This is a genomic window from Candidatus Lernaella stagnicola (assembly GCA_030765525.1).
GTDB lineage: Bacteria > Lernaellota > Lernaellaia > Lernaellales > Lernaellaceae > Lernaella > Lernaella stagnicola.
In genome coordinates, this window is the sequence record JAVCCK010000025.1 from 1 (window position 1) to 24,767 (window position 24,767).

Genomic DNA, 24,767 nt, shown 5'->3' on the forward strand with positions numbered 1-24,767 from the left:
TCGAAATGCCCAGGAAGGTTTCGTTGGTCACGCCAACCGGGAAACCGTACTGGATCGTGTTCTTGTAACCGTCTTTGCTGACTTTGATCGCCACGGTGTCGTTTGCCGCCACGTAAGCCGCCGGCAGTTCCAACAGCACGTAGCCATCCGCGTCGCTCGTACCCACGACCGCCGGATCAAGCGCCATGCCGTCGACGTCGTTCAACGCTTCGACCGTCGCGTTCGGCTGCGGATTATCCGACAAGAAGTCGAGCACCGTACCGCCGATAGAACCCGGTATCGGGGAACTATCGTCGTCGTTATCGTCGTCATCATCGTCATCGTCGTCGTCGCCCCCGGTGTCGTCGTCGCCGCTGTCATCATCGCCATCGTCGTCGTCGCCGCTGTCGTTGTCGTCGTTGTCGTCATCGTCGTCGTCGTCGTCGCACGCCAGTACGAGACCCAACGAAAGAATGAGCGCCGCTACCAAGGCTAAAAGCCACAAATGATTCAATCTCATGGATTTGACCCTCCCACGGGTAAAGCCGATCCGCCGCCGATCGACGACGGAACGGCATCATGCCTATGAATTATTCCGTGCACCAACTGCCTTGCGGGTTGGCACTGTAATCACCGAACGAGTAGTAGATGTTGGCGATCGTCACGCTGTCCGGGAAGGACATCGGAATGGTCACCGATTCCACAACGTCCCTATTCGTACCGCCGGTGGCGGTAACGTCGACCGTAGTACCGGCCGCGATGTTTATGCCGATCCAGTATCCGTTCTGCGGATTAACACCTGTGCTGTTGGCCGCATTTTCCGGGACGTTCGGGTCGACGTTGCGGGCCGGATTCGGCAGATTGTCCGGCCCGAAATAATAAATGCCGTCAATCGGATCCGGATCGGTCTGCACTACCGCGCAGCCTACCGGGTTCTCGTCGCTCGGGTCGCCCCAATAGATGGCGCCGGCCGCAAAGCCCGCTTCGGGATCAAGCGCGAGGCCCAAAAGGCCGGCCACGAGCGAAGAGGTCGAACGAGACACGAGCAGGAATTCTTCGTCTACCGAACCTACGTCGAAGTAGTACTGATAGGTCGGATGGTTGCCTTCCTTCGTGACGCGAACGCCCACCTGGTCCAGTTCGTCGGGCACGTTTGTGAACTCGACGTAACCCTGGCCCTCACCACTGGCCGACTCGGTCTTCCAAGCCGAACCCAAAGCGATGCCCGTGGCGTTGTCGACCAACTCGACGATTGCGCCCTGAACCTCAGCCTTGGTTTGGAAGTCGCGTACGTACGCGGAGAGGTAACCCGAACCCGGTTCGTAATCACCACCGCCGTCGTCGTCGTCGCCGGTAGCATCGTCGTCGCTGCCACTATCGTCATCATCGTCGTCGCCGCCGCAGCCGATGGCAATTATCAGCCCCAGAGACAGGACGGCCACCAGCAAGACGGTTATCAAACCATAGAGTCGCATGCTTTCCTCCTGCTATCGAAATGTCAGTAAAAGATTGTTTTCGCCAAAAGGTCCCAACTCAGCGCATTAACCCTAGAATTCCCGTTTTTGATTGTCAAACGAAAAAAGCTATTGATTTCAAAAAACTACGTAAATAATCTTCCAGTATTACATTATCTAATTTGGGATAATTCAGCATGGGATAATAAAGGCCGGGCATCCGAATGGCGCGCAGTCACCGAAAAAGTCGTTGGCAAAATAACTTCAACCGATTTGTGCCGCGATGCGGCAATTGCTCAATGTTCGAATATCTCAGACTTTTTAAATGACAAAGCGACCCCAGATGGGATCGCTTTGTTGATTCTAGATCGCCGCTAATCAGTCCGGCGAGTGGTCGCCGCCCTTGACCGGATTCTTGTCCCCGTCTTGGCTGCTGGCCATCTTTTTCGCCTTATCCTTGCTCTTTTTAGCGCTGTCGATGATGATCTTGCACTGTTGATCCATCATTTTCGCCTGATGAAGCATGAGTTTGCCCTGCGCCACCAGCGAGTTGCCCTCGGTCTCCATCTCCTTGTCGGTCCACATCTGACCGCGCGTCATGATGCGGGCACCCTTGTCGATCATCTTCTCGGCCGCCTTCATCATCTCCTGACACTGCGCACGCATTTTTTGCGCGGTGGCAACCGCGTCGTCGGCGCAGTTACCGAGGATTTTACACGCTTCGTCTTTGGTCATCCCATCTTCCGCGTTAGCCAACACCGGCAGCAGCAAAGCCGCAACCAACGCGATCGCCAATACCAATCTAACGTTGCTCATGTAGGTCTCCTTTTCGCACCGCGCCATCGCGGTTTATTGCTCCAGTTTTCTCAGTTCTTCCAGCGTACGTTTTATACTGGGCCGCCCATTGATGTCGTGGACATCGATGAATCGGATTATACCTTTGGTGTCAATGACAAATACCGCCCTCTCGGTGACGCCGTTGGGACGAAAAACTCCGTAGGAATCCGCAACCTTCCCGTGCGGCCAGAAATCCGAGGCCACGACAAACCACGGCCGCCCCATTGAAGTCACCCATGAGTAGAGCGACGGCACGTTGTCGGCGCTGATGCCGATCACCATGGTGTTAAGCTCTTCGAATTCCTCCTCGTATTCGTTGTATTCCGGCCATTGCGCGCTGCACTGTGGCGTCCAGGCGGCCGGTACAAAGGAAAGGACGACGTTTTTGTCACCCCGGAATTGCGAGAGCTTCACATTGACGCCCATTCGCGTGGTCGGCAATTCGAAATCGGGAGCCCGGCCACCCACCTTCACCTTGAGTTGCGAGTCCACGGGTTTCATCCGTTCCACCGGGAAAATCAATTCGAGCGGCACGCGGCCAACCTGCGCCGAGGCTTTGTCCGCCGGCTCGGGCACGTCACCGACCGGACTGGCGATGTTCTTCTTCTTGAGTTCTTGATTGATGTAGTACCGGTAGAAGTCCGGCGATTTGTTGCCTTCGAAGCGTGTCCCGTTGAGGAACACCGTCGGCGTGACCTCCAACTCGAGGTCATCGACGGCCAACATGAAGTTCGCGCGCAGAATGCTCCGGTGCTTGTGCGATTCCTGGTTGGCCGCGTACTCAGCTTTGTCGATGCCCAGTTTTTCCGCCAACATGGCCAAGTATTCGTCGTCCAGTTCGGACTGGTTGGCGAAAATCTCTTTGTACGCTTCCCAGAACTTACCCTGGTCGGCGGCAGTGAGCGCCAGTTCCGCGGCGGGTTCACTGTAAGCATGACCCGGCGTGTTGATCGGCATGGCCACGATGCGGATCAGGTCGCCGTAATCCTTCACGAGAACATCGAGCACCGGCGAAAGCTTGGCGCAGTGGGCACACTGAAAATCGAAAAACTCCACAAGTTGCACGGGCGCTTCGGCGGGACCGCGGCTGGGCCCTTTGGCTTCAAAGTCCACCGCGCCGGCCGGCCATGCACCAACGGCAAAAAGGACAACTGCAATCAATGTTGGAAAGACAAAGTGTTTTTTTCTCATTGTTGCTATTCCTTGGGTAATACCCTCTTATTTTTCCAGCAGTATTTGCGAAGCTCCGATCCAAGTAAAGATAACGACCCGGCGCCGTGCGTCAACGCGCGCGGCGATCCTTTTGATAGAAATAGGGGTGAGCCTTCTTTCCCGCCAAAGCTTCCACAATGATTCGCACGTTTTGTTTGAAAGCGCCCAGATAACTGCCTGCCGGCGTTCCCGGTTCGCCGAGGCTGCCCGAACTCAACGTCCCCGCCACAACGATCGGGAAGTTCTTCTTCTTTTTAGCCAGACGAAGCACGGCATCGATCAACTCGTTCTGCGCCGGGGAAACCGAGTTCTCATGAAACATCGCCGGTACGCCTCGTTTGGCGCACAGCGCCGCCAGTCGGGCTGACTCTCCGGTATTCGGCGGCGTGTCCGGGTCCGTTCCCAATACGGGGGCGACTTCGATGTTGTACGCTTCGCCGAAGTAGTTGAAGGCGGCGTGGCTGGTCACCAGAAGCCGCTTCTTCTCCGGAATTTGGGCGATGGCGATCGCCGTATATTGGTGCAGTTCGCTCAACTCGGTCAGGAGCCACGCCGCTCTTCCGCGAATGTCGTTCGCCTTGTCCGGACGTAGTTTGAGCAGCCGGGCTGTCGTTTCCGTGGCGCATGTCCGGAAGAACATGGCGTTCCACCAGATGTGCGGATCCGGCGCGCCCCCCTGCCCCTCGCGGGTGATGATGACTGGATGCCCGCCCAACTCCACGGCCTTGTTTCCGGCCGCCGCAATCAGGTCGTCCAATCCGCGTTCCAACCGTAAGCCGTTAGCCAAAACCAAATCGGCATTACGAATAGCAACCGCGTCCTCCGGCGTGGGCTGGTAGGCGTGCGGGTCCTGCCCGAGCTTCATCAGACCCACCACCTCGATGTCGGGGCCACCGATCTTCCGCGCCATGTCGGCGATCATCGTCGTCGTGGCTACAACCAACGGGCGTCGCACTTCGGCCGGTTCAACGGGCGCGGGCGTTCGCTCGCTCTTTTGGCAACCAACGACGGAAAGCGCCAAGGCAATCAAACCGAGCAGAACCAAGACCTTGTTTCTCACCAACACCCTCCGATTTCTACGGGGCAGGATTTGCGATCCTCACGCACCGCAGCGCGGTTTCTCAGCCCCGTATCCTCGTTATATGATTAGCGTACCGAGTTCCACACAGGACAACAAGGATGAGTCAATGACCCTTACGCCCGCCACCATGCCCTCTGCGTACGAAATCGACGCGTGGCGACGTATCCGAGAATGGAAAGACGAACCGCCAAGCCGGCCTTCGGGATTCTCCCGGCTCGTGCAGCGACCTTTCCACCGCGCCGGCGACGCCGTGCTCAACCTGCCCTGGGTCGGCGGTCTTGTGGAACGAACATTCGAAGGCCTCGTCGGCGTTCTTTCCGATGCCGCGCGCTACACCGTTCGCCCCGCCGCCGTGTGGCAACGCGCCGGTCGGAAAACAGGCCGTGAGGTCACCGCCGCCGAACACCTGCGCGCGTTGCCCTTGGAAACGATCGATGCGTTGCTACGGCCGCTGCCCCGCAAATACTTCAGCCTCGCCGCTGTCGAGGGTGCGGGAACCGGTTTCTTGGGCGTGTGGGGCATCCCCGCCGACATCATGGCGGTGGTCGGGCTGAACCTGCGGGCGGTCGGCGAGTACGCGACGACTTGCGGCTTCGACATCGAGCGTGAACCCGAACGCCTATTCGCCATGCATCTACTCACGCTGGCCGGTTCGGTCGATCCGGGGGACCGCGCCGCCGAGTTTGCCGAATTGGACGACCTTGCCGGCAAGCTGGCCGGACGGCATGCGTGGCATGATTTGGAGAAACAGGTTTTTTTCACGGTGCTGCGCAGAATCGCCAAAATGCTCGGCGTACGCATCACGCGGGCTAAGATCGCTCAGATTCTTCCGGCGGTCGGGTTGGCGGCGGCGGGAAGCTTCAACGCGTTGTACACGCGTCGCGTATGCCGCGCGGCGTTCTTTCTATATCGGGAGCGATTGCTGGTCGAAAAGTACGGCGCCGACCCAGGCGTTTTTTGATCGCATTGGCCGTCACGTCGTTGCCGACCCCCGCAGCCTCTGCTAGATTGTGACGGCTCACTATGACAAGAAGGAAACCGAATGAAACCGACCCACACCATCGATCCCGAGCTTCTCGACAATGCCGCCGATTTCACCGAACCGTTCTACCGGCGCTTCCACTTGCGCCATGCGCCTCAGCCGCTGCAATTGAACGACAAAATCGCCAAGAACTACCTCTTTCCCACTTTCTACGGAGACGTCACGTGCGCCATCGGCGTGTTCCTTTGCGACTGGGAAAAAGCGGCGCGGCTCATGCCCCATCCGAAGCTAAAACCAATCAGCATGCTGCACGGTCGCTCGCTCGTGATCTTCTCCTGTTACGAATACAAAAAGGTGCTGGGCGTCGCGCCGTACAACGAGATCGCCATGACGATTCCCGTGCTGCATAACCCGGCGATCAGCGTGCCGGTGTTGCCGATGCTCGCCGCCGGCCTGTTCCCGAATTTCGGTTACTACTGTTTCTCGATGCCGGTCACGTCGCTCGAAAACCAAATTCGCGGCGTCAAAATCTGGGGCCTGCCGAAGGTTGTGCATGAGATCGAAATTTCCGATGAAGGCGACCAGTGCGTCGTCGTCGACCATGAGGAGAGCGGCGAACCGTATTTCGAACTCCGCGTCCCGCGCGAGGGCAAACCGATGAAGTTCGATGTTTCCTCGAATCTGTATACGCGACTCGGCAACGAACTGAAGCAAAGCGAAACCAACTTCGCCTCGACGTTCAATGTCACCAAACACATGGGCGTTCTCTTCAACGATTCCCTGCAACCAGACGAGGAAGTCCTGCGTATCGGCGACACGCCTTCGGGGCGCGTCTTGCGCGATTTGGATATTCGGCCGCACCCCTTCCAGTTCCGTTACGCGCGCGGCATGACGGCCTGTTTCGACCTCTCCAACGATAACTTCCGCTCACCGGTAGTGTTCGCGGGCGATGGCGAGGAAACGAAATGAAAATTGACGAACATTCGAAAGTCTTGTTTTTCGGTGCCGGAGCGATCGGTGCGTCGGTCGGCGGCTGGCTGAGCGGTCGCTTCGCCAACGTGTATTTCTACGACAAGCCGGAAATCCGCGACGTGCTCGGCGACAAGGGTATCACGATGTACTGGGGCGAGACGCCGCAGGAACCCTGCACGGTGCGCGCGCGAACGATTGACGACCTGCGCGACGCCGCCGATGCCCGGATCGTGGCGATCGCCGTGAAAAATTACAGTCTCGAACCGGTCGCTAAAATGATCCGCGAAGCGATCGGCGACAACGCTATCGTCATCGGTCTGCAAAACGGAGTCGAAAACCAGAAAATCCTGCCGCGGTACTTCAGCCGCGTTGTTTATTGCATCGTCAGCTACAACGCGTGGCTCGACGAAACCGGTGTCGTCGGCTACCAAAAGCACGGCCCGTTGGTCCTCGGCACCTTGCACAACGAGTTGATGCCGGAAATGAAAAACATCGCCAAGCTCTGGAGCCACGCCGTGGAAACCGTCGTGACCAAGCGCTTCCAGGATGCCGCCCACTGCAAACTGATCATCAACCTGGCCAATTCGTTGACCACGCTGATCGGCCACCGGTACCGCGAAATCAGCGACCGCGCCCTGTTCCAAAAAGTACTGACCAATATGACCTGGGAAGGCGTGCAAATCGCCCGCGCCGCCGGTTACAGCGAATCAAAACTGGGCGGCATGCCGCCGTGGAAACTGCTGTGGGCGGGCTCGCATTTGCCTCGCTTTCTGACCGGGCGGATGTTCGAGAAAAACGTCAAGAAGATGGTCATCAGCAGCATGGCGCAGGACGTGTTACAGCGACGGCAGGGCGAATCGGAACTGGAAACGATCAACGGCTACCTGCTCGACCTGGCGCGCGAGCACGGCGTCGTCACGCCCTACAACCGCGTCGTCTATGAACTTTGCCGCAAGAAATTCGCCGAACCTGATTTCCAGCCGATGGACATTACCGAAGTGTGGCACGAGATCGAGTTGATCCTCTAAGCGTCGATCACTCGCCCGGCCATTTCAACTCAAAGCCCTCGCCCGTCACGATATCGGCCGGCACGACCGGCACCTTGCCGCTTTCAGGCAGCACAACCGCCATATCGCAGCACTCGATAATGTCGCGCTGAACGTCGATGCCCGGCATGACCTGTTCCAGCAGCATGCCCTTTTCCGTCAGGCGGAAAAGCCCCACGTGCGTGGCGTAGTAAACGTTCTTGCCCTGCTTCAACGCTTCGGTACCGCTAAAGGTAATCTCGCTGACGTCCTCTTTGAACTTGCACAAACCCGGCTTCTCGATTTTGATCTGCCCGTCCACGACCTCGATCTTCGCGTGGGCCATCCACGAGCCGGCAAAGATGATGTTGCGCGCCGCGTCGGCCAGGTTCGGCAGCCCGCCCGGCCCCACATAATTGATGCACTTGTCGCCGCGCTTGGACACGTTGACGTTGCCGTCCGAGTCGACTTCCAAGATACCCAGCACCGTCGTATCCAGATCATCGTAGGCTTGATGAAAAATCTGCGCCGACGTAACGAGCTTCTGCGGATTGACGGCCGCGCCGAAAAAGATACCCGGCGCCGGCAGACCGCCCAGCACACCGGTCTCGGTGAAAAATACGATGTCCTCGTGCAGCCCGCCCTCGTACACCAGGCGGCTGACTTCCTCCGGCAGGCCCACGCCGATATTCACCATCGCGCCCTTGCGGCAGATCTTCGTAAACAGCGACGCCGCCAACCGGCCGACCGCCATTTCGGCGTCGGTACGCACGGGCGTGATCTTGAGCACGTTGTTGGCGAACTTCAGCCGCTCGACCGCATCGTGCGTGTCCACGTCGTGCTCCACAGTAAACATCGGCCAATAGCGCCGCTGCTGCACCGAACCGGTCTGCTCGCTGTACGGATTCACCACGATGTAATCCACCTGGTCGGTGCGCAGGAAAATCTTTTCCTCGTCTTTGGGAATGATGCCCGAAACACTGGCGATCACCGTGCCGCCGTTTCGCTTCGCCGCCAGGGCGCTCTCGTAGCTCTCGGTGTATGTCGAGGTGTTCGTGACGTACAGATTCCCTTCCGCGTCGGCATAGGGCGCCACGAACAGAGCGTAGTCAACTTTCGGCATGTGATAGCGCAGCTTTTCGCCCGCGGCCGTCGTGAAATTCTCGCTCATCGGTGCGCCGCCGACGTACGAACCGCCGCCCACCCGCGGATCCAAAAACGTGCCCACCCCCGCGCGGGATTCGACGTACTGCTCACCGCGCGCCTGCGCTTCGAGCAAGAAAGTCTGCGTCCCCTGAGGCAGCGTGTGCAGTTCGATGTGCCCTTCGTCGGCTAGGTGCAAAAACGCTTTGACGGTCTCCGCGTGTCCTGCAATAAACCGCGTGACGATCCCGGGCGTATCAAGCTCTTCCAACGTTCCCGGAACCCGACCGCGGCCGCCCTGTGCGCCCACGACGATCCACGTCAGATCCTTCGGCGAGCCCGTGCGCTTGTGCCGGTCTTTCACGCCCCAGAAGAAAATCGAGCACCGCGTATTGGCCGCCATGCCCGAGGAAAAGATGACCGAGCCGTCCCGAATCTTCTCGACCGCCTCCCGCGCGGAAATGAACTTCGGGTTGGCCACGCCCTTCTCTATGTAGTCGAGGTCGTGCTGCGCCCACGTCAAACGCCAACGCAGAATGTGAAGTAGAAGCTGGGCTTTGGTGAGAAAATTCATGGCGACTTCCTCGTGCCGATGGCGGCGGCCGGCTTGAGTGTTCATCCCCACCCCCTACGGAGTGGCTTCCGCTGTATTTTTAATAGAGATTCGTCCATGACGCAATGCGAAAATGGCTGTCAACACTTCAAAAACACACTTAAATTGGATTAACCACTCAACATTGGACTGTCTTGGATTTAGGTAGTCGAGACCCCGAAAATATCGGCCTCCTCCCCCCACCTTTCCGGCCGGCCGCAAACTGTCTTCGCCGTCGTTCATGATGCCTCGCGTGCGGCGCTAAACACCGACGCGGGCGACCTCGGCAAAATTCAGCACCGGTGGTTCACGCTCGATTTGTTTTGCCCGCGGATATCTTATATTCTTCGCAAACGAACAACATCAGGGAGACGCGGATGAAATACTTCTCGATACCGGCGGCGCTGGCCTTACTGGTTCTTTTTTCTTTTCTGATCCTCGCCGCCACCGACGACGATACCTCCGCCGACGACGATACCACGACCGATGACGATACGACGACAGACGACGACACGCCCGCCGACGACGATACCTCCGCCGACGACGACACGCCTGCCGACGACGATACGCCTGCCGACGATGACACGCCTACAGACGATGACACGCCTGCAGACGATGACACGCCCGCCGATGACGACACGCCGTCAGACGATGATACGACGACCGATGACGATACCGATGATTCAGGCGTGATTGAGGGCTTGCCGCCCTTTGGTGAAGAAGACGACGGCGATGTGGGAGGGTGCACCTGCTCCTAACCGCAGCGTAACGGCTCAGTGAATGGAATAAATATCCAGCATGTGTTGCTGGTAGTACGACAGGCCGAATAGCACCGCCACGACAAAGAGAATCCAAAACAAGCCGTGAGACACGATGGGCAGCGTGAACTGCGCGTGGCGTATGAAATCATCGTTGGCGTAGGTTTCTCGCCGGTTGGCTTTCTGGGCCAGAAAATACGCGTCGGCGATACCCCAGAAGTAGCCGATGAAGCAGAACCAGGCGAGCCCGAACATCAGCATGCCGCGCCAAAAGTGACCGATCCATAATTGCCCCGACCCCGGTGCAAGCAGCGCCCACGCCATGGCCGTCATCGGCTCTTTATGCGGCTGCCGTTTGGGCTGCGGTTCGGGACCGCGCGCCAACACCGGCTTGGTGGTCATGTCTTCTCCCTGTTCGAAATGCTCACCCTGCAAGGGCTGGCTTCAGCTTACCGCGTTCATCCGCTCCGCTCAATGTACTCAAAGATTCGGCGGCAATAGCACTCCCACCCCGCCGGCCAAAATGGGACTCGGTTTCACAAGGTATTGAAAAACACACGGCTTTCTACATATTTCCGGTTGCGAAGGGTTCCGAGCAAAGGCATAATAACTTGTATCAAAAAATAGCGGCATACGGAAATCCCGACCGATCCAAAGGAGTTCTCATGGAGCCCCTCATGCTCACCGGAAACGAGGCCGTGGCCCGGGCCGTGGTCGATAGCGGTACGCGCGTGGCCGCCAGTTACCCCGGCTCGCCGACCGTGCAAATTCTGGAAGCCGTCGCCACCTACGACGGCCTGCACGCCGAGTGGTCGACCTCTGAAAAGGTGGCCTGCGAAGTCGCCATCGGCGCGTCGATGGCCGGCGCGGCGGCATTCGCGGCCATGAAGCACGTGGGCATTAACATCGCCGCCGATCCCCTGATGACCTTCACCTGGACGAAACTCAACGGGCCGCTGGTCATTGCGGTCGGGGATGATCCGGGCCAAATCAGTTCCCAAAACGAACAAGACAGCCGCATGTGGGCCGAGTACGCCATGATCCCCATGCTCCACCCCGCGACGCCGCAGGAATGCTACGACATGTCGCGCCTCGCGTTCGATGTTTCCGAGCGCTTTCACACGCCGGTGTTCGTACGACTGACCGACCGCACGTGCCACATGATGGGGGAGGTCGTGCCGCGAGAAAGCGTCGAACGGCCCCCGCGCGGTTTCGAGCCCGATCCGGTGCGCTACTACCAGGTGCCGCCTTACTCCCGCGAGGCGCGCGCCATGGTCGAACAACGCATCCCCGAAGTCGCAAAATGGGTGGAGGACGGACACGGCTGGCGCTCCGAAGTGCGCGACGGCCGCGTGGGAGTCGTCACCTTCGGACCTCAGTACTACATGATCCGCGAACTCCTGCCGGAGCTGTCGATCTTCAAGCTGGATTTCCTGTGGCCCCTGCCCCTGGCGGCGCTGGCGAATTTCGCCTCGCAGGTCGAGCGCGTCATTGTCGTGGAAGAGTTGTTTCCTTTCGTCGAAAACAAAATGAAGCTTGCGGGCATTGCCTGTGAAGGCAAAGAGCATTTCCTCAGCTACGGCGAAATCGACGCCCAGACCGTGCTTCGCGTGTTCGCCGGTTTGGGTTTCGGCGAGGAGCCGATCGCCGCTTTCACCAAGCCGACCGACGCCCCGCCGCGCGGCGCCATGTTCTGCCCGGGTTGCCCGCACCGCCCGGTGATGGTGCTGCTGCGTGAACTGGGCATCTTCTGCCACGGCGACATCGGCTGCTACTTGATGGGTTCCTACCCGCCCTTCGACGTGCTCAAAACTTCCGTTTCTATGGCAGCGTCGCTCGGCATCGCGCAGGGCATGGAGAAAGCGCTGGCGGGCACCGAACATGAGATCGAAAACATGGTGTCGGTGATCGGCGATTCCACGTTGTGCCACAGCGGCCTGCCCAGTGTGATCAACTACGCCTACAACGGCCACCGGTCGAAGATGCTGATCCTCGACAACCGTTCCACCTCGATGACCGGCCTGCAGGACAACCCCGTCACGGGCATCACGGTTCGGGGCGAGCAAAAACACGGCGTTGACTTGGCCGAAGTGGTCAAGGCGCTGGGCGTGACGAACGTGGTCAAGGTCAACCAATACAATCTCGCCGAGTGCCGCAAGGTATTCCGCGAGAAGTTCCTGGAAGAGGAAGGGCCGCTGGCGGTCATCGTCACCGGCACCTGCGCGCTGAAGTACCGCAAGAAATTCAACTACTACTATGTCGACCCCGATGTGTGCATCGGCTGCCGCACCTGCGTGCAGGTCGGTTGCCCGCCGATCAGCATGCGCCAATACGCCCACCAGCCCGAGGGCGAACTCCATTCGTATATCGACCGCAACCGCTGCGTCGGCTGCTCGGTCTGTTACCAGGTGTGCCCCGTCAACGCCATCAAGCGCTCGAAGCTGGATGAAATCCCCGACGTTCCCGTGCCGGTCGGGCTGAGCGAAGGAGAGGAATCATGAGTGACAAGCCGGTCAACGTTTTTCTTGCCGGAGTCGGCGGCCAAGGTTTGGTGCTCGTCAATCGCTTGCTCGCTCGCGCCGCCATCTTGTCGGACCTACATGCCAAAAGCACCGACACCCACGGCCTGGCGATGCGCGGCGGCGCGGTAATGGGCACGTTGCGTATGGGCCGCCGTGAAATCGCGACTTCGCTTTTCCCCCCGGGAGCCGGCGGTTTTCTGCTCGGCCTCGAACCGCTGGAAGCTTTCCGCTGGGCACATATGCTGCGCCGTGGCGGCACGATCGTCACCAGCGTCGATGAGCTTTGGCCCTCACTCACGCTGCTTGAGCAACAAAAAATGCCGGCCGATTGGCGCGCCACCTGCGTCGCCGGCGGCATCAAGGTCCGCACCGTTCCCGGCGTAAAGCTCGCCCTCTTGGCCGGCGATTACCGCATGCTGAACGTCGTGATGGCCGGGGCGATTTCCGCCTTCCTTCCCCTCGATTTCGAGATGGTTAAGGAAGCGACCGAGGCGCAAGTGCCTCGCGGCACCTTCGATAAAAACCTGAAGGCCTTGATGCTGGGTTGGGACGCCGCGCAAACGGCCTAGGGCGCCCGTGTTGACCGCTTCGGGCGATTCCCCCAGAATCACCCTGTGATTTGATTTTCTTCCGAGTATTTCACACCTGCGATGCCAACCATCGCTTTTTCGAATATCCCGATCCGGGAGGATGAAAAATGAAAACGTCGTCGCTATTTTTGTTCGCCGTGGCGCTGGCGGTTTGTTGCGCCTTTTCCTTCACCGGTTGCGACCAAAGCAACGGCAACAATGACGACGCCCCCGCCGCCGATGATGACGACGACGATGACAATGACGATAACGATGACGACAGCGCTCCCTCCACAGCCTGCTATCGCGATGAAGACGACGACGGCTACGGCGATCCCGACGCCAGCCAAACCGTCGCCGGTGATTCTTGTCCCGCCGGATGGGTCGAGAATCAAGGCGACTGCAACGACGCCGACGACGCCGTACACCCCGACCAACCCGAGTACTGCCACAACAACACGGACGACAACTGTAACGGCCTGACCGACACCGCGCCGGTCGACTGGGATCCGGAATGCCTGACCCTGGACCCGCGCGTACACATTCTGCCCGACGAGCAGGCCGCCGAAGCTACCGTCGAACTCGACCGCGTGCTGTTCCCCCTGCAGGGCAACGAGGACTTGCTTGACCTGGAAGACGGCGACGTGATCATCAGCGGCGTCGAACCGGGTTTCCTGCGCGCGGTGACGGAGGTCGACGAGGACGGAACGACGATCGCCATTCAAACGGCGCGCGCCACGCTTGAGGACGTCTTCCTGCACCTGGACTACAGCGCCGAAATCGATCTCAACCCGCCAACCAAAGATGGCTTGTGGTTCGATTACGATTTCAGCAACACGACGCTGTACCAAACACCCGGCCTCAACGTGGAAATCACCGAAGGAAGTTTCAGCTTCGGGCCGACCATGAGTCTCGAAGCCGACATCGGTTTGTTCGGCTTCAATCGCTTTCTGTTCGCGCTGGGCGGCGCGGTCGAAGCAAACTTGGAAGTCTCCGCCACCGCGGGCGGCGCCGTGAACAGAAGCGACGAAATCTCCTTCGACTACAGCGGCTACATTCCCTCGATCAACATCATGATCGGACCCGTGCCGGTGTGGATCGATCCGCAGGTTTCGCTCGATCTGGGCTACGAGGCGAAGGCGACGGCCGAAGCGACGCTCGTCGCGGGCACGGTGGTCGCGGCCGACGTATCAGTGGGCGTCGTTTACCAGGACGGGCAGTGGTCGCCGTTGGCTTCCGAGAACTTCACGTATGAGGTGATCGGCCCCGAGTTCGACGCATCGCTGAATGCCTCCGTCAAGGGATGGGCGCATTTGAACGCGGGTTTCAAGTTGTACAGCGTCGCCGGGCCGTACGTAAAAATGGGGCCCTACGGCTTGCTGGAATTGAAGCTGCTGCCTGATTGCGAGTGGGGAATGTCGCTGGGCGTGGAGGGATTGGCGGGCGCCGAAGTGGAAATTCTGGGCTACATGTTGGCCAGCGGCGAAATGACCGTGTTCGACCTCAACTGGCCGGTTGCCGGCGGCGACTGCATCGCCGACTACTACTGCGACGGCGATCACGACACGTACTTCAACGAAAATCCGGACGGCGACTGCTTCTATTTCGGATTCGATTGCTGGCCCGAGGAGTGTCACCAAGAGCCCGGCGACGACTGCAACGATGGCAACCCGAACATCCACCCCGGCGCGCCGGAGCGATGCGACGGCATCGACAACAATTGCGATAACGTCAACGACCCGCCCGACTGCCTGTGCCTCGTGCAAAATCCATGCTGCGACGACGGCTTCGCGTATCACAGCACTCAGTACCCGTGCGACGACCGGGACGAAGACCAGTGCACCGGCCCGGCTCGCGGCGACGACAAGCAGACCCGCCTCAACGAACAATTCTGCGCCGGGAACGACGAAATGTGCACGGGCACGTGGGCCTACCCGGATTGGACGACGATCGATTGCGACGATGAAAGCGAATGGTGCGTGCTGGAGTACGACCCCGGGCAACGCCGCGACGTCGCCTCCTGCGTGGCCTGCCGCGACGACGCGTACGAAGACAACGACCTGCCGATCGAACCGGGCTACGCCGGCTTTTACTCCATCGTCGACCCCTATAGCGCGGGAGCGACGCTGACGATCTGCCAAAAGGACGGGCCTCCGCCCTATATGGACCTGGATTTCTTCGGCTTGGAAGCGGCCTGCTCCGACACAGTCACGGTGGGGATTCAGCCGGCGCAAGCCGACCTGGACCTGCAATTCGAATGGGTGCAATTGCCCGCCTGCAATTACAGCAATCCGCAGGTAATCGGCTTTTGCGACGACTCCGGTCCCGGCGAACGGGAGCAATGCTCGCTGACCATCACGGTCGACGAGCCCTGCCCGCACTACATCAACATCACCTCCGCCGACGGCAGCGTCGGCGACTACACGATCGACTACCTGGACGTGGTGACGGGTCCCGGATGTCCCGAGGGTGTGCTTACCAACGGCGATGATGACGACGACACCGAAGCCGATGGCGGGGTGCCGTGGAGTGTGGTGTTGGACAACCTCGACCGCTGACAGCGTCGCAACGAACCGCGGGAGACTTGGGGCGCTTCGCGTCGCTTGGAATTACGCGCCGCAGCCGTTGCTCGCCATCTCCTTGGCCTTGCCTTTTTCAATCGTGTAGGCGATCAAGCCGGTTCCTTCGTAGTAGCCCGTCTCCACCAGCACGTCGATGCGTCCGTCGCCGTTGACGTCCGCGAACCCGGCCAATCGACCGTAAATGCTTGCCGTGTAGAAATCGCCTTGCGCCTTCTCGTGCGGCACGGCATGCCAAAACAGGGGAATCACCCGCTTGGTCGATTCACCGCCCGGGATCACCGCGACCGCCGAAACCACATTGCCGATCACCTTCATCTGCGGTTGCCCGATCCCCGCCCCGATGCCGATGACCGTGTCAGCAACTCCGTCGCCGGTGACGTCAACCTTCACCGCGGCCGAAAGCCGTAACCGGGAAAACTTCAGCTTGCTCTTTTTCTCGGCGAACTCCCGAAACGCCGCTATCGCTTCAGCGCGCGCCTTTTTTCCCTTGAGTGCCTGACCCAGCTTTTTGGTTTCGCCGACCGATCCCGAATACCCCACCAAATCCTCGCACGGCGAATCGTCTCCGAATTCATTGGCACGCATCACGCGCACCGTTTGATAGCCGTACGATCCTTTGCTCTTTGCAATATGGGGCCGCAACAGCCGGTCGCCCTTGCCGATGCGTTGCGCGCAGGTGTTATAAGCCAGCGCCGCGCCGCGGTGTCGAAAGCAAAACCACATCGTGTCTTGGTCGCCGACGTAAATGATCCGTCCCGCGGGCGATTGCTTGAGTGCCGTCTTTTTCACGTAGCACTTCACGCCGTTGGCGCCGAGTTTCTCGCTCACGCTCGCGGCTTTCTTTTTCGCAGAGTACAGACCGGCGCTGATGATCTTCAGGCCCGGCGTCAGATTTTCGTATTCGTCGGTTTCGATAACCCGCGCGGGCTTTTCGATTTGGGCATCGACTTTGTCGCGCAGTCGCCAGGCCGCCGGCGTATCGTCAAACGTACCGCAAATAACCATCCACCCGGCGCGCGGTTTCGGCCCGGCCCATACGGCCGCCGCCACAACGAGTAACAACAAACCCACCACGCAGCCGCCGATCCTTGTTTTCATCTTCTTCCCCCCTTCGGCGTGTTTTCCAATCTACCAAACAGTGGGAAAAACGAAAGCCGCCCGGCCCAACTTCCGAAAGTTGAAAACTCGTTTCTTTTCCCGCCTTCGCGCTTTCCATGGCCTCCCGAAAATATGGTAAAATAACTTCACACTCACGGGAGATGGCTATGCCGTATATCCTGCAAGAGCGAATTCGTATCGGAATCAGCCTCTGTCAATTCGGCGCGAAGGTTCGCTGGAATCACCGCGGTTGGAATCGTATCCAGGAAATCGAACGCGAAATGAACCACTTCATCTGGACGCCGGTCTGCCCCGAGCTTAACAGCGGCCTCGGCGTGACTCGCGATCCGATTCGCCTCGTCGGCGGCCACGGCGACGATTTCTGGGCCGGCAACGCGCAGATCAAAAACCGGCGCGGCCTCGATGTTTCCGACGCAATGCGTACCGGCCTGACCGCCACCATGGCACTGCTGCACCAGGCTCAAGTCGAGGCCTTCGTCTTCATGGAAGGCAGCCCGAGCTGCGGCGTGTATCGCACGACCCTCAAGAATCGTCGCATGGGCAAACCGCCCGGCGCTTTCGGTTCGCTGTTATTGAAAGAGCGCCTCTTTCTCATTCCCGCCGAGGATCTCAACAGCCCCGTGAAATGGTGGGACTGGCGGCGACGCCTGCACGCCTTCGTTTGGCTGAAAAGGCAGGAACTGCAGAGCAAGGAACAGATCTACGATATCTGGGGCCACTTCAAATTCGTGTGCCAGGAAGTGAACCAGACGCGGGCACGGGAAATCGGGCGGCAGCTTGCCGCGATGCCCAAACGTTTCAGCGCCAAATTTGCCGAGGAGTGGCGCGGTGACGTCCTGATGCTGCTGCGGCAGCCGTCCACGATCGCCCGCGTCGCCGCGGCCATGCAAAAGCACTACACGCACTACATGAAGCACATCAACCCTGAATCGGAACCGCTCGCGCCGCCCGTTTCGGACATGTCGCGTCGCAAATTCGTTGCCAAACTGCACGAGATGGAGAAGAAAGCGTTCCTGGAAGATTTTGCGTTCAAAGGCACGCCGGTACTTTTCCGAGAAACCTCGCGCCGCTAAACTGTCATTCGAGACCGCAGCGGCAAACAGTCGTTCCGCTTCGTCGCCGCGCGGCTCCACCAAGAGAAACGAAGGTCACGCATGAAAGGCTTGAAGTGCACGAACTGCGGCGCGCCGCTGCGTATCACGCGGCGACATGTCAACGAAGGCACCGTCGAGTGCAAATACTGCGGTTCCTCCATATCGCTGGACGGGCCGACCGAGGACGACCGCGAAATGCTCCAGGGGCTCGCCGTGTTCAAGGAAATGCGGCGCTTCCTCGGCTTCGATCTCGACGAACTCAACGCGCCGCTCACGCGCCCTCACAACAGCGCGATCACGCTTGCAAACACTCCCGGGCTGCTGTTTCGCGCCGACATCCCACCGGCCGGTATGACGCTGGGTAACGCCTTTCTGCTTTTCTTCACGCTCTTTTGGTGCGGCTTCATGGTGGTGTGGAACGGCATCGGCATCGCCACCGGCGCGTGGGTGATGGTCGCCTTCGGCCTTCTGCACGACGCGGTGGGCGTGTTCCTTGCGTACCTCGTGTTGTGGCAGTGGATTGGCCGTGAAACGCTGCATGCCGAGCGCGGGCGTTTCGACCGCACCAAACGCTTGCTGTTTTTCCGCTGGACGAAAAGCATCCAGTGGCCGCACGTGGAAGACTTCGTGTTCAAAGTATCTTCCCGCAGCGGCCGCAGTGCCCAACCGGGGCTCTATCTGGTTTCGGGAACGAAACGAATCCGCCTCGCCGCCAACGCCTCGACCGCGGAACTGCGCTGGTTGCGCACCGAATTGCGAAGATTTTTTGAAACAATCTGGAACTGATTAGACGGCGCAGCCGCCCCCGCCATCGTCGTCATTGTCGTTGTTATCGTCATTATCATCGTCGTCATCGTCGTCATCATCATTGTCGTCATTGTTGTCGTCGTCATCGTCGTTGTCATCATCGTCATCATCGTCGGCAGTGTCGTCGTCGTCGTCACCGGGGTCGGGCTCCCAAACCATGCGCCCCATGTAGGTTTCAATATCGGCCTCGCCCCAGCGGATGCGGAAAAAGCCTTCCTCGCCCCAGCCGGTTGTCCACGAGTTCTTGCCGATCCAATATTCTTCTTCGTCGTCCCAACCGATGATCGACACGCCGTGCCCAATCGGTCCGTTGCCCCACACATGCTCGTAAACGCCGCCGGTGTAGGCGTAGAAATCCTCGTAGAAGCCGATGTACGTATATAGTGGCCCTTCCATGATCGCGCTTTTGACGCGGTCCAAATCGCCGAAGTGATACACCCAGTTCCACGATTCGATCCGGTAGGCGCGTTCCTCCCAATCCTCGCACGTCTCGTCGCAACTGTGGTTGCTGCCGTCGATGGAGTAATAGGGGAAACACGCTTCGTCCGGCACGCCGGAGCGGCGCAGGTAAATCAACGCCAGCCCCATCACCATGCCCTGCGAGCAGTCGCCGTTGCCCGAGCAACTAAACAAATGCTGCTCCGACAAATCAACGCCGAGAGCCGGATCCTGCAGGTCCCACAGGATCTGCGTTTCCAGAGACGCCGTGGCCGCAAACGCGCTGCAACCGTTGCACAAGCCCTGATCCTTAATCGCCGTCACCCAGTTTTCGCCCTGGAAATCACGCCAATCGAAATGCGCCGGTAAGTCTTTGCGGGTTTCCGGAATTTCCCAGTATCCAAGACCGGGGTCGGGAACGGTGGTGCAAGCGAGGCACCCTTCTTCCCGCGTCATGTAGCGTTCCCAAGCGGGATTCTCTCCGGCAGACCACGCTGCGCCCGATTGTTGGACCGCCCGCGCGACCTCCGCCAATGTTGCGTCGTCCGCCCAACTGACGGCAGCGGTCGCCGGCAGCGACAAGATGAGCAACGCCACGCAAAGTACGAGCCTCGCGTCACGCCATGTCAACAACCGCATCCGTTTTTATCGTCATCCCCGTCGTCCGCGGCCGGTTCATCATCGTCCGGGCTTGCGTCGTCATCGTTGTCATCGTCGTCATCGTCATCTACATCGTTGTCGTCGTCGTCATCGACGTCGTTGTCGTCGTCATCATCGTCGTCATCGTCGGCCGAAGCTTCCCTCCAGACCGCCACGCGCGCGATCACCTCGTAACCGCGTTCGCCGACTTCCTCGCCGCCCGCCACGATCGCGCCCGCCGCCGCGGAGGCTACCCGGTAGGCTGCAAAGGGCATTGCCAAGCCGTCGGTCCAGGCGTCTCCATCGGCGTCGTATACATGACAAGTCGACGCAACGCCGCCGTCTTGCAGGCCCGCGCAGACCCACAAGCCGTCCGGCAACGAAGTGGCGACCCCGCCCCAGCCGGAACTCGGCATGGCCGCGAGTGCAGAGCACGTTTGGCTCGCCGGATCATAGACTTCTGCCGAATCCAAATACGCGGGGGCGTCGCCGTCGTTGTTGACGCCGCCGAAGACGTAAAGCTTGCCACCCTGCGCGGCTGCGGCGTGATGCTTGCGCGCCGTCGCCATCGCCGGAGCCGTCGACCAGGAATCGCCGGCGGTGTCATACACCCAAACCGACGCCTGCGCCTGCCCCGCCGAGTTGCCGCCGCCGGTAAGGTACAGCTTGCCGTCCAGCGCCGTCAGGCCGTGGCCGAAACGCGTCTCGGGCAGGTTGGCGCCGGTCGTCCAGCCCCGGGAGCCAACGTCGAATATCTGCAGCGCATCGCCGTAGCTTTCGCCATCGAAACCGCCCGCCAGATAAAGCTTGGTTCCCACGAACGCGCCGCCCGCCTCGCGCACCGGCACGGGCAACTCGCCGACGCTTTCCCAACCGCCGTCCACCGTGAAACGCCACACTGCCGCCGATACTTCGCCGCGCGTACCGCCGCCGGCTACGTACGCCGCGTCGCCCGCGACCCATGCCACCGCGCCCTCGGTTGGGCTCGGCATGGGAGGCAAACTCACCCATCCGGCGAAAGCGTTGATCGGAAAAAGAGCCACGACAAGCACGAGTAACAAGCGTTTCATTGCGTCACCCCCTCGTCGTAGTTGATGCGTAAGGAATAAGGCCAATGGCCGTAAGTTGAATACTGCAGTGTGTAAGCGTCTTTCGTCAGGTCGATTCCCTCGATTTGCTCGTAGACGCTCCAGTCGGTCGTGAAATACGGCCGCCCGGTGCTGCTTTCGCCGTGAATCAACTCGACGATCAATCCCGTCGCGCCGTTGGTAATCGCCGGCGACGGGTCGAAATCGACCTCAACCTGCAGCGGGCCGTTCACGTCGTAGGTCCACGGATCGACGCTCACATCGTCGAAGAGTTGCAGCGCCACCTCGGTTTGATCCAACGAATCTTCGCGCACGCGAATCATCAAGCTGTCATCGTCCAGAAAGCGCCCGTGCGAGTCGAACAGCACCAGCGAAAGCGTCACGGTGGCGGGCGGCGACGCGGCGTCGATGCTCGTGATCGGCGTCGTGGAGTCGTTCTCATACCAATTCATGTCCAGCAGAAAACGCCCGTCCTCGGGTACCAAAACCTGCGGCAAGGCGCGGGACAGCGATTGTATGCTGCCCGACTTCATCGCCTTCGCGCTCCAGTTCGGGAAGTAATCGTACCAACCCTGCCCTTCGTGATAGTCCAGCATCATCTGCGGGGAAAATGCGAAAAAGCCCTCGGTGAAATAGCGGTCCCAGGTATCCTTTTCCAGCAAGCCGTTGTTGATGACCCGCCCCAGCTCGTCCCAATCAATGCCCTTCGCACCCGCCCATTGCGCGTTATCGAATCCAGACCGCGCCCAGCGCAGCACTTCGGGCTGGGCGTTCGCCGAACACGGCGGGAAGTTGTGCGGGTAGTCGCTGAAGGCGTCGACGATCAGCCCGACCAGCGCGTCCGGTTCGTAATCCACCTCAAGCGAAAAATACTCGGCGTAGCGATCCAGGTAGTAGGAAACGATTTGCGTCAAGCGCGCCAGGCCGCCCGGCGACGTGATGAATTCGTCGACCAATTCGAAGTAGTAGCTGAAGGCCGGTTCCATGAACTCCAGGCCGCCCTCAAGCACCGCCTCGTTTTCGCCGCCGGGGTGATTATCCATCGTGCCGGTGATCGCGTCCATTTCGCCCAGCCCCCACACGACGGCCATGTGCTGCGTAAGCATGTCCTGAGCCGTGGCATCACCCGCGCAGTGCATGTGGTTGCCGATCGCGAAAGCGACGCGCCATTCGTCAGCCGGGTAATCAGTCAGCGCCTCGTTGAGCAACCACGTGACGAAATGACGGTTGTGCGGATCGACGCTGTTCTCGTCCACCTTGCCCAGCACCGCCTTGTCGGTCAGCACGCGGCCGATGTCGGGCCAGATCGAACCCAGCAGCAAATCACGCCGGTGGCGACGCAGGAAATCGGCGTCGTATTGGACCCCGGCCTGCGGCTGCAGTTCACACAACGTCAGGAAATGATCGGCTTCCCGCATGTGGGTGGAAGGGCCGTATGCCGTCGCGACGCTCACGCTTCCCAACAACAACACCAGCATCACCATGATCGCTTTTTGTCTCATCTTTCGACCTCGTCGAGGTAAACCGCTCGTTTTTCCCTAGTGAGTCTAACCCTTAACCCAACCGACGCAAAACCAGTTAGGGATCAAGTCCGAACCAGAAATCCGCGGAACGAATCAGTTGCCCCGCTTCGTTGATACCCGCCACGCGATAGACCGTGCGGCCGGAGGCTTCGATTGTCACCTCGTGCGCCGTGGCCAGGAATTCTTCTTCGTCGGTCGCGTTATCGTAGTTGGGTAATTCGTCGCTCCACTCGACCCATTGGGTGGTCAGTTCGCTGCTGGTCCACGTGAGGCGAACTTCGCCGCCGCCGATCTCCTCCGCGGCGATGTCGTACTGCGCGGTTTGCACGTACTCGGTGGCGCCGGGTTGCGGAGCCAAGCCCTGGCGCAAATCGTCCACGAAGTCGCGAATGCGGCCCGGCGCGATCAGCGGCGCGCCCGCTCCCCACACGCCCTCGATTTCGTCGGCCAGCTCCAGTAGCCGGCGCGCGTTCCACTCCAGGTAGTCCGCCTGACCGGGGTGCCCCAAGGTGAAATGCACGAAGCGATAGGTCGTGTCGTCGACCAGTTGCCAAACCTCCGCCGCCGCGACGTGCAGGCGCAGCATTTCGTGAAGTTCGGCGTAGTCATCCGGATTGCTGAACGCGGCTTCGAGGCCCTCGAGCGCCGCAAGATTGTCGCCGGCCAGTTCCCGCGCTTCCTCTCCCTCTTGCCACAAATCGCGCAGCGTCTGCTCGGTCGGCACAACCAAGTCGACGAACGCGTCGAGCCAGGAGAAGTCGTAGAAGGCCGTCACCCTCGCCCACAATTGCTCCGGATAACGGGCGCCATCCGGAATGTCCGATCCCTTGATCATCGTCCACTGCCCGAGCGTGTAGTACATCTTGCGCATGGCATAGAACGAGTTGCGGAATATATCCTTGAGCGCATCGGCGGCGGGGGTCTCCGGCCCGATACCGTAGCGTTGCTGGAACCATTCCCGGTACACTTGATCCGGCGTCGCCGCCTCGTCCTGCAACAACCTGGTAAACGCGTAAACGTTGATCTCGTTCGCCGTGCCCAAAGCGTGCTCGGAGCCGCGTTCGATGCGCGCCGCCCCGCCGCGGGCACCCACCAGCCGGTCGTGCGAATAGCGGTAGAAAATGTAATCAACCTGCGAATTGAGAATCTCGCCCTTGCCCCAGTATTCGTTGCCGAGGTCCATCTCGATGATCTGGTGCCGGTAGCCCACGTCGCCGATCAACGGATTGTGCGGATAGTACGGCTGCCAATCCTGCGGCACATCCTTGCTCATCACCATCAGGCGCGAATCGACGTCGCCCTCGGTGAGTGATTTCCGCAACCAGCCAATTTCCAACGGTTGGTGCAGGAACGTGCGCATGCGTAGCTTCTTGCCGAATTCGTCCAGCACCACCTGGCCGACCGCATCGTAGACCATCCGCGCCCGTTCCGGCTGGCGCGGGTACATCCATGCCAACAGCGGGTTGCCGGTCGGCTCGTTTTCCTCACACCAATCGCAGGTGCACAGCACGTACCACGGCTCGGTGTCGGCGCTGCCGAACATCAAAACGACGCCGTCGATTTCGGGAATGCGATCCAGCGCGTCGCGGTAGGCGTCGCGTCGATTTTCCCACATCGGATCTTCGGGGTCGAAACAGGCGGTGATCATGCTGCCGTAGAATTCATGCGCCCACACCCACACTTCCAAACCGACGGCGTGCGCTTCCTGAGCGACCTCCTGCAGCATCTGGGCCTTAACCTCGTCGAGGTTGATCTCGTCGATGTCCATGATCAAACCGTGCGACAAATGCACGTTGTCGATATCGAAATCACCGGCCCGATCCAGCACCGTGGAAATGTGATCGCGGTTGGTGTCCATCAATATCCAACCGTATGAGGGCGGCGGCAGCGGCGGCGGGGGACTCGTGTCGTCATTGTCGTCATCGTTGTCGTCATCGTCGTCGTCATCATCGTCAATATTGGTGTCATCATCGGCGTCATCGTCATCGTTGGTGTCGTCATCGACATTGTCATCGTCATTATCGGCGTCGTCGTCGGTGTCGTTTGTGTCGTCATCGGCGACGTCGTCATTGTTATCATCGTCGTCGTCGCACCCGGCCAGGCCGCCGAACACCAAACAAACGGCTATCAGAAGAAACAGAATTCGAAGCTTCATGACCGTTCACCTCCAGGCCCCAATCGCTACCTGCCGAGATTCCCCAAAATGCCGGCGCTTGGCAAGGCAGGCGCGCAGAAATCGGAAGAACCAAACCTCATCGGTCGGCCGGGCGCTTTTGACGCCAAGCGTAAAAAATGGTTTAGACTAATATTGAATCGCAATTTCGATCCCCCTGGTTTTCAAGGAGGTTAAT

21 protein-coding genes are annotated in these 24,767 nt (G+C 59.8%); 9 read left to right on the plus strand and 12 right to left on the minus strand.

The genetic code is table 11. The features are described 5' to 3' along the window. The 5 genes from P9L99_11395 to P9L99_11415 form a co-directional block, all read right to left on the minus strand. The coding region (locus tag P9L99_11395) for a hypothetical protein (protein ID MDP8223955.1) at positions 1-499 on the minus strand (499 nt) is incomplete at its 3' end. 70 nt (positions 500-569) lie between these two features. Further along, positions 570-1,454 (minus strand): hypothetical protein, encoded by an 885-nt coding sequence (locus P9L99_11400; GenBank protein MDP8223956.1) that lies wholly within the window; start codon positions 1,452-1,454, stop codon positions 570-572. Positions 1,455-1,811: 357 nt separating this feature from the next. Next, the gene (locus tag P9L99_11405) at positions 1,812-2,249 is read right to left on the minus strand and encodes a hypothetical protein (GenBank protein MDP8223957.1); all 438 of its coding nucleotides are present in this window, start codon (positions 2,247-2,249) and stop codon (positions 1,812-1,814) included. Positions 2,250-2,282: 33 nt separating this feature from the next. Beyond that, complete coding sequence (locus tag P9L99_11410) at positions 2,283-3,461, minus strand: redoxin domain-containing protein (protein MDP8223958.1); 1,179 nt, start codon at positions 3,459-3,461, stop codon at positions 2,283-2,285. A gap of 91 nt (positions 3,462-3,552) precedes the next feature. Next, positions 3,553-4,542 (minus strand): metal ABC transporter substrate-binding protein, encoded by a 990-nt coding sequence (locus tag P9L99_11415; GenBank protein MDP8223959.1) that lies wholly within the window; start codon positions 4,540-4,542, stop codon positions 3,553-3,555. Positions 4,543-4,669: 127 nt separating this feature from the next. On the opposite strand from P9L99_11415, the gene P9L99_11420 reads away from it, so the two are divergent. The 3 genes from P9L99_11420 (at position 4,670) to P9L99_11430 (ending at position 7,545) form a co-directional block, all read left to right on the plus strand. Further along, positions 4,670-5,524: an EcsC family protein gene (locus P9L99_11420; GenBank protein ID MDP8223960.1), complete on the plus strand. Its 855-nt coding sequence runs from the start codon at positions 4,670-4,672 to the stop codon at positions 5,522-5,524. A gap of 81 nt (positions 5,525-5,605) precedes the next feature. Beyond that, positions 5,606-6,514: an acetoacetate decarboxylase family protein gene (locus tag P9L99_11425; protein MDP8223961.1), complete on the plus strand. Its 909-nt coding sequence runs from the start codon at positions 5,606-5,608 to the stop codon at positions 6,512-6,514. Continuing rightward, positions 6,511-7,545 (plus strand): 2-dehydropantoate 2-reductase, encoded by a 1,035-nt coding sequence (locus tag P9L99_11430; GenBank protein ID MDP8223962.1) that lies wholly within the window; start codon positions 6,511-6,513, stop codon positions 7,543-7,545. The genes P9L99_11425 and P9L99_11430 overlap by 4 nt, the downstream gene beginning before the upstream one ends. A gap of 7 nt (positions 7,546-7,552) precedes the next feature. Here the strand turns inward: P9L99_11430 and P9L99_11435 are convergent, their stop codons facing one another. Continuing rightward, the gene (locus tag P9L99_11435) at positions 7,553-9,304 is read right to left on the minus strand and encodes a hypothetical protein (protein MDP8223963.1); all 1,752 of its coding nucleotides are present in this window, start codon (positions 9,302-9,304) and stop codon (positions 7,553-7,555) included. A 350-nt stretch (positions 9,305-9,654) separates the two neighbouring features. Between P9L99_11435 and P9L99_11440 the strand changes: the two genes are divergently transcribed. Further along, positions 9,655-10,035 carry a hypothetical protein gene (locus P9L99_11440; GenBank protein ID MDP8223964.1) on the plus strand — a complete coding sequence of 127 codons (381 nt, stop codon included), beginning with the start codon at positions 9,655-9,657 and terminating at the stop codon, positions 10,033-10,035. A 15-nt stretch (positions 10,036-10,050) separates the two neighbouring features. Here the strand turns inward: P9L99_11440 and P9L99_11445 are convergent, their stop codons facing one another. Beyond that, on the minus strand, positions 10,051-10,437 hold the full coding sequence (locus P9L99_11445) for a hypothetical protein (protein MDP8223965.1): 387 nt from the start codon (positions 10,435-10,437) through the stop codon (positions 10,051-10,053). A 263-nt stretch (positions 10,438-10,700) separates the two neighbouring features. Between P9L99_11445 and P9L99_11450 the strand changes: the two genes are divergently transcribed. The 3 genes from P9L99_11450 to P9L99_11460 all read left to right on the plus strand — a co-directional run bounded on the left by P9L99_11450 (position 10,701) and on the right by P9L99_11460 (position 15,684). Then, entirely contained in the window at positions 10,701-12,536 is a 1,836-nt protein-coding gene (locus tag P9L99_11450) for a thiamine pyrophosphate-dependent enzyme (GenBank protein MDP8223966.1), read from the plus strand. Continuing rightward, complete coding sequence (locus P9L99_11455; GenBank protein MDP8223967.1) at positions 12,533-13,126, plus strand: 2-oxoacid:acceptor oxidoreductase family protein; 594 nt, start codon at positions 12,533-12,535, stop codon at positions 13,124-13,126. Before P9L99_11450 ends, P9L99_11455 begins: the two co-directional genes overlap by 4 nt. 128 nt (positions 13,127-13,254) lie before the next feature. Beyond that, the gene (locus P9L99_11460; GenBank protein MDP8223968.1) at positions 13,255-15,684 is read left to right on the plus strand and encodes a putative metal-binding motif-containing protein; all 2,430 of its coding nucleotides are present in this window, start codon (positions 13,255-13,257) and stop codon (positions 15,682-15,684) included. Between the two features lie 51 nt (positions 15,685-15,735). Here P9L99_11460 and P9L99_11465 read toward each other — a convergent pair whose 3' ends face one another. Next, complete coding sequence (locus P9L99_11465) at positions 15,736-16,806, minus strand: hypothetical protein (protein ID MDP8223969.1); 1,071 nt, start codon at positions 16,804-16,806, stop codon at positions 15,736-15,738. 167 nt (positions 16,807-16,973) lie between these two features. Between P9L99_11465 and P9L99_11470 the strand changes: the two genes are divergently transcribed. Next, entirely contained in the window at positions 16,974-17,900 is a 927-nt protein-coding gene (locus tag P9L99_11470) for a DUF523 domain-containing protein (GenBank protein ID MDP8223970.1), read from the plus strand. Positions 17,901-17,981: 81 nt separating this feature from the next. Next, positions 17,982-18,707, plus strand: a complete 726-nt coding sequence (locus tag P9L99_11475) for a hypothetical protein (GenBank protein MDP8223971.1) — start codon at positions 17,982-17,984, stop codon at positions 18,705-18,707. On the opposite strand, the gene P9L99_11480 is transcribed toward P9L99_11475, so the two are convergent. From P9L99_11480 to P9L99_11495, 4 genes are all read right to left on the minus strand, one after another. Next, on the minus strand, positions 18,708-19,805 hold the full coding sequence (locus tag P9L99_11480; GenBank protein ID MDP8223972.1) for a C1 family peptidase: 1,098 nt from the start codon (positions 19,803-19,805) through the stop codon (positions 18,708-18,710). It lies immediately after the preceding gene. Continuing rightward, positions 19,793-20,875, minus strand: coding sequence for a kelch repeat-containing protein (locus P9L99_11485; protein ID MDP8223973.1), 1,083 nt, complete (start codon positions 20,873-20,875; stop codon positions 19,793-19,795). Before P9L99_11485 ends, P9L99_11480 begins: the two co-directional genes overlap by 13 nt. Further along, positions 20,872-22,395: a hypothetical protein gene (locus P9L99_11490; protein ID MDP8223974.1), complete on the minus strand. Its 1,524-nt coding sequence runs from the start codon at positions 22,393-22,395 to the stop codon at positions 20,872-20,874. Before P9L99_11490 ends, P9L99_11485 begins: the two co-directional genes overlap by 4 nt. 76 nt (positions 22,396-22,471) lie before the next feature. Beyond that, on the minus strand, positions 22,472-24,571 hold the full coding sequence (locus P9L99_11495) for a hypothetical protein (GenBank protein ID MDP8223975.1): 2,100 nt from the start codon (positions 24,569-24,571) through the stop codon (positions 22,472-22,474). Positions 24,572-24,767 lie beyond the last annotated feature (196 nt).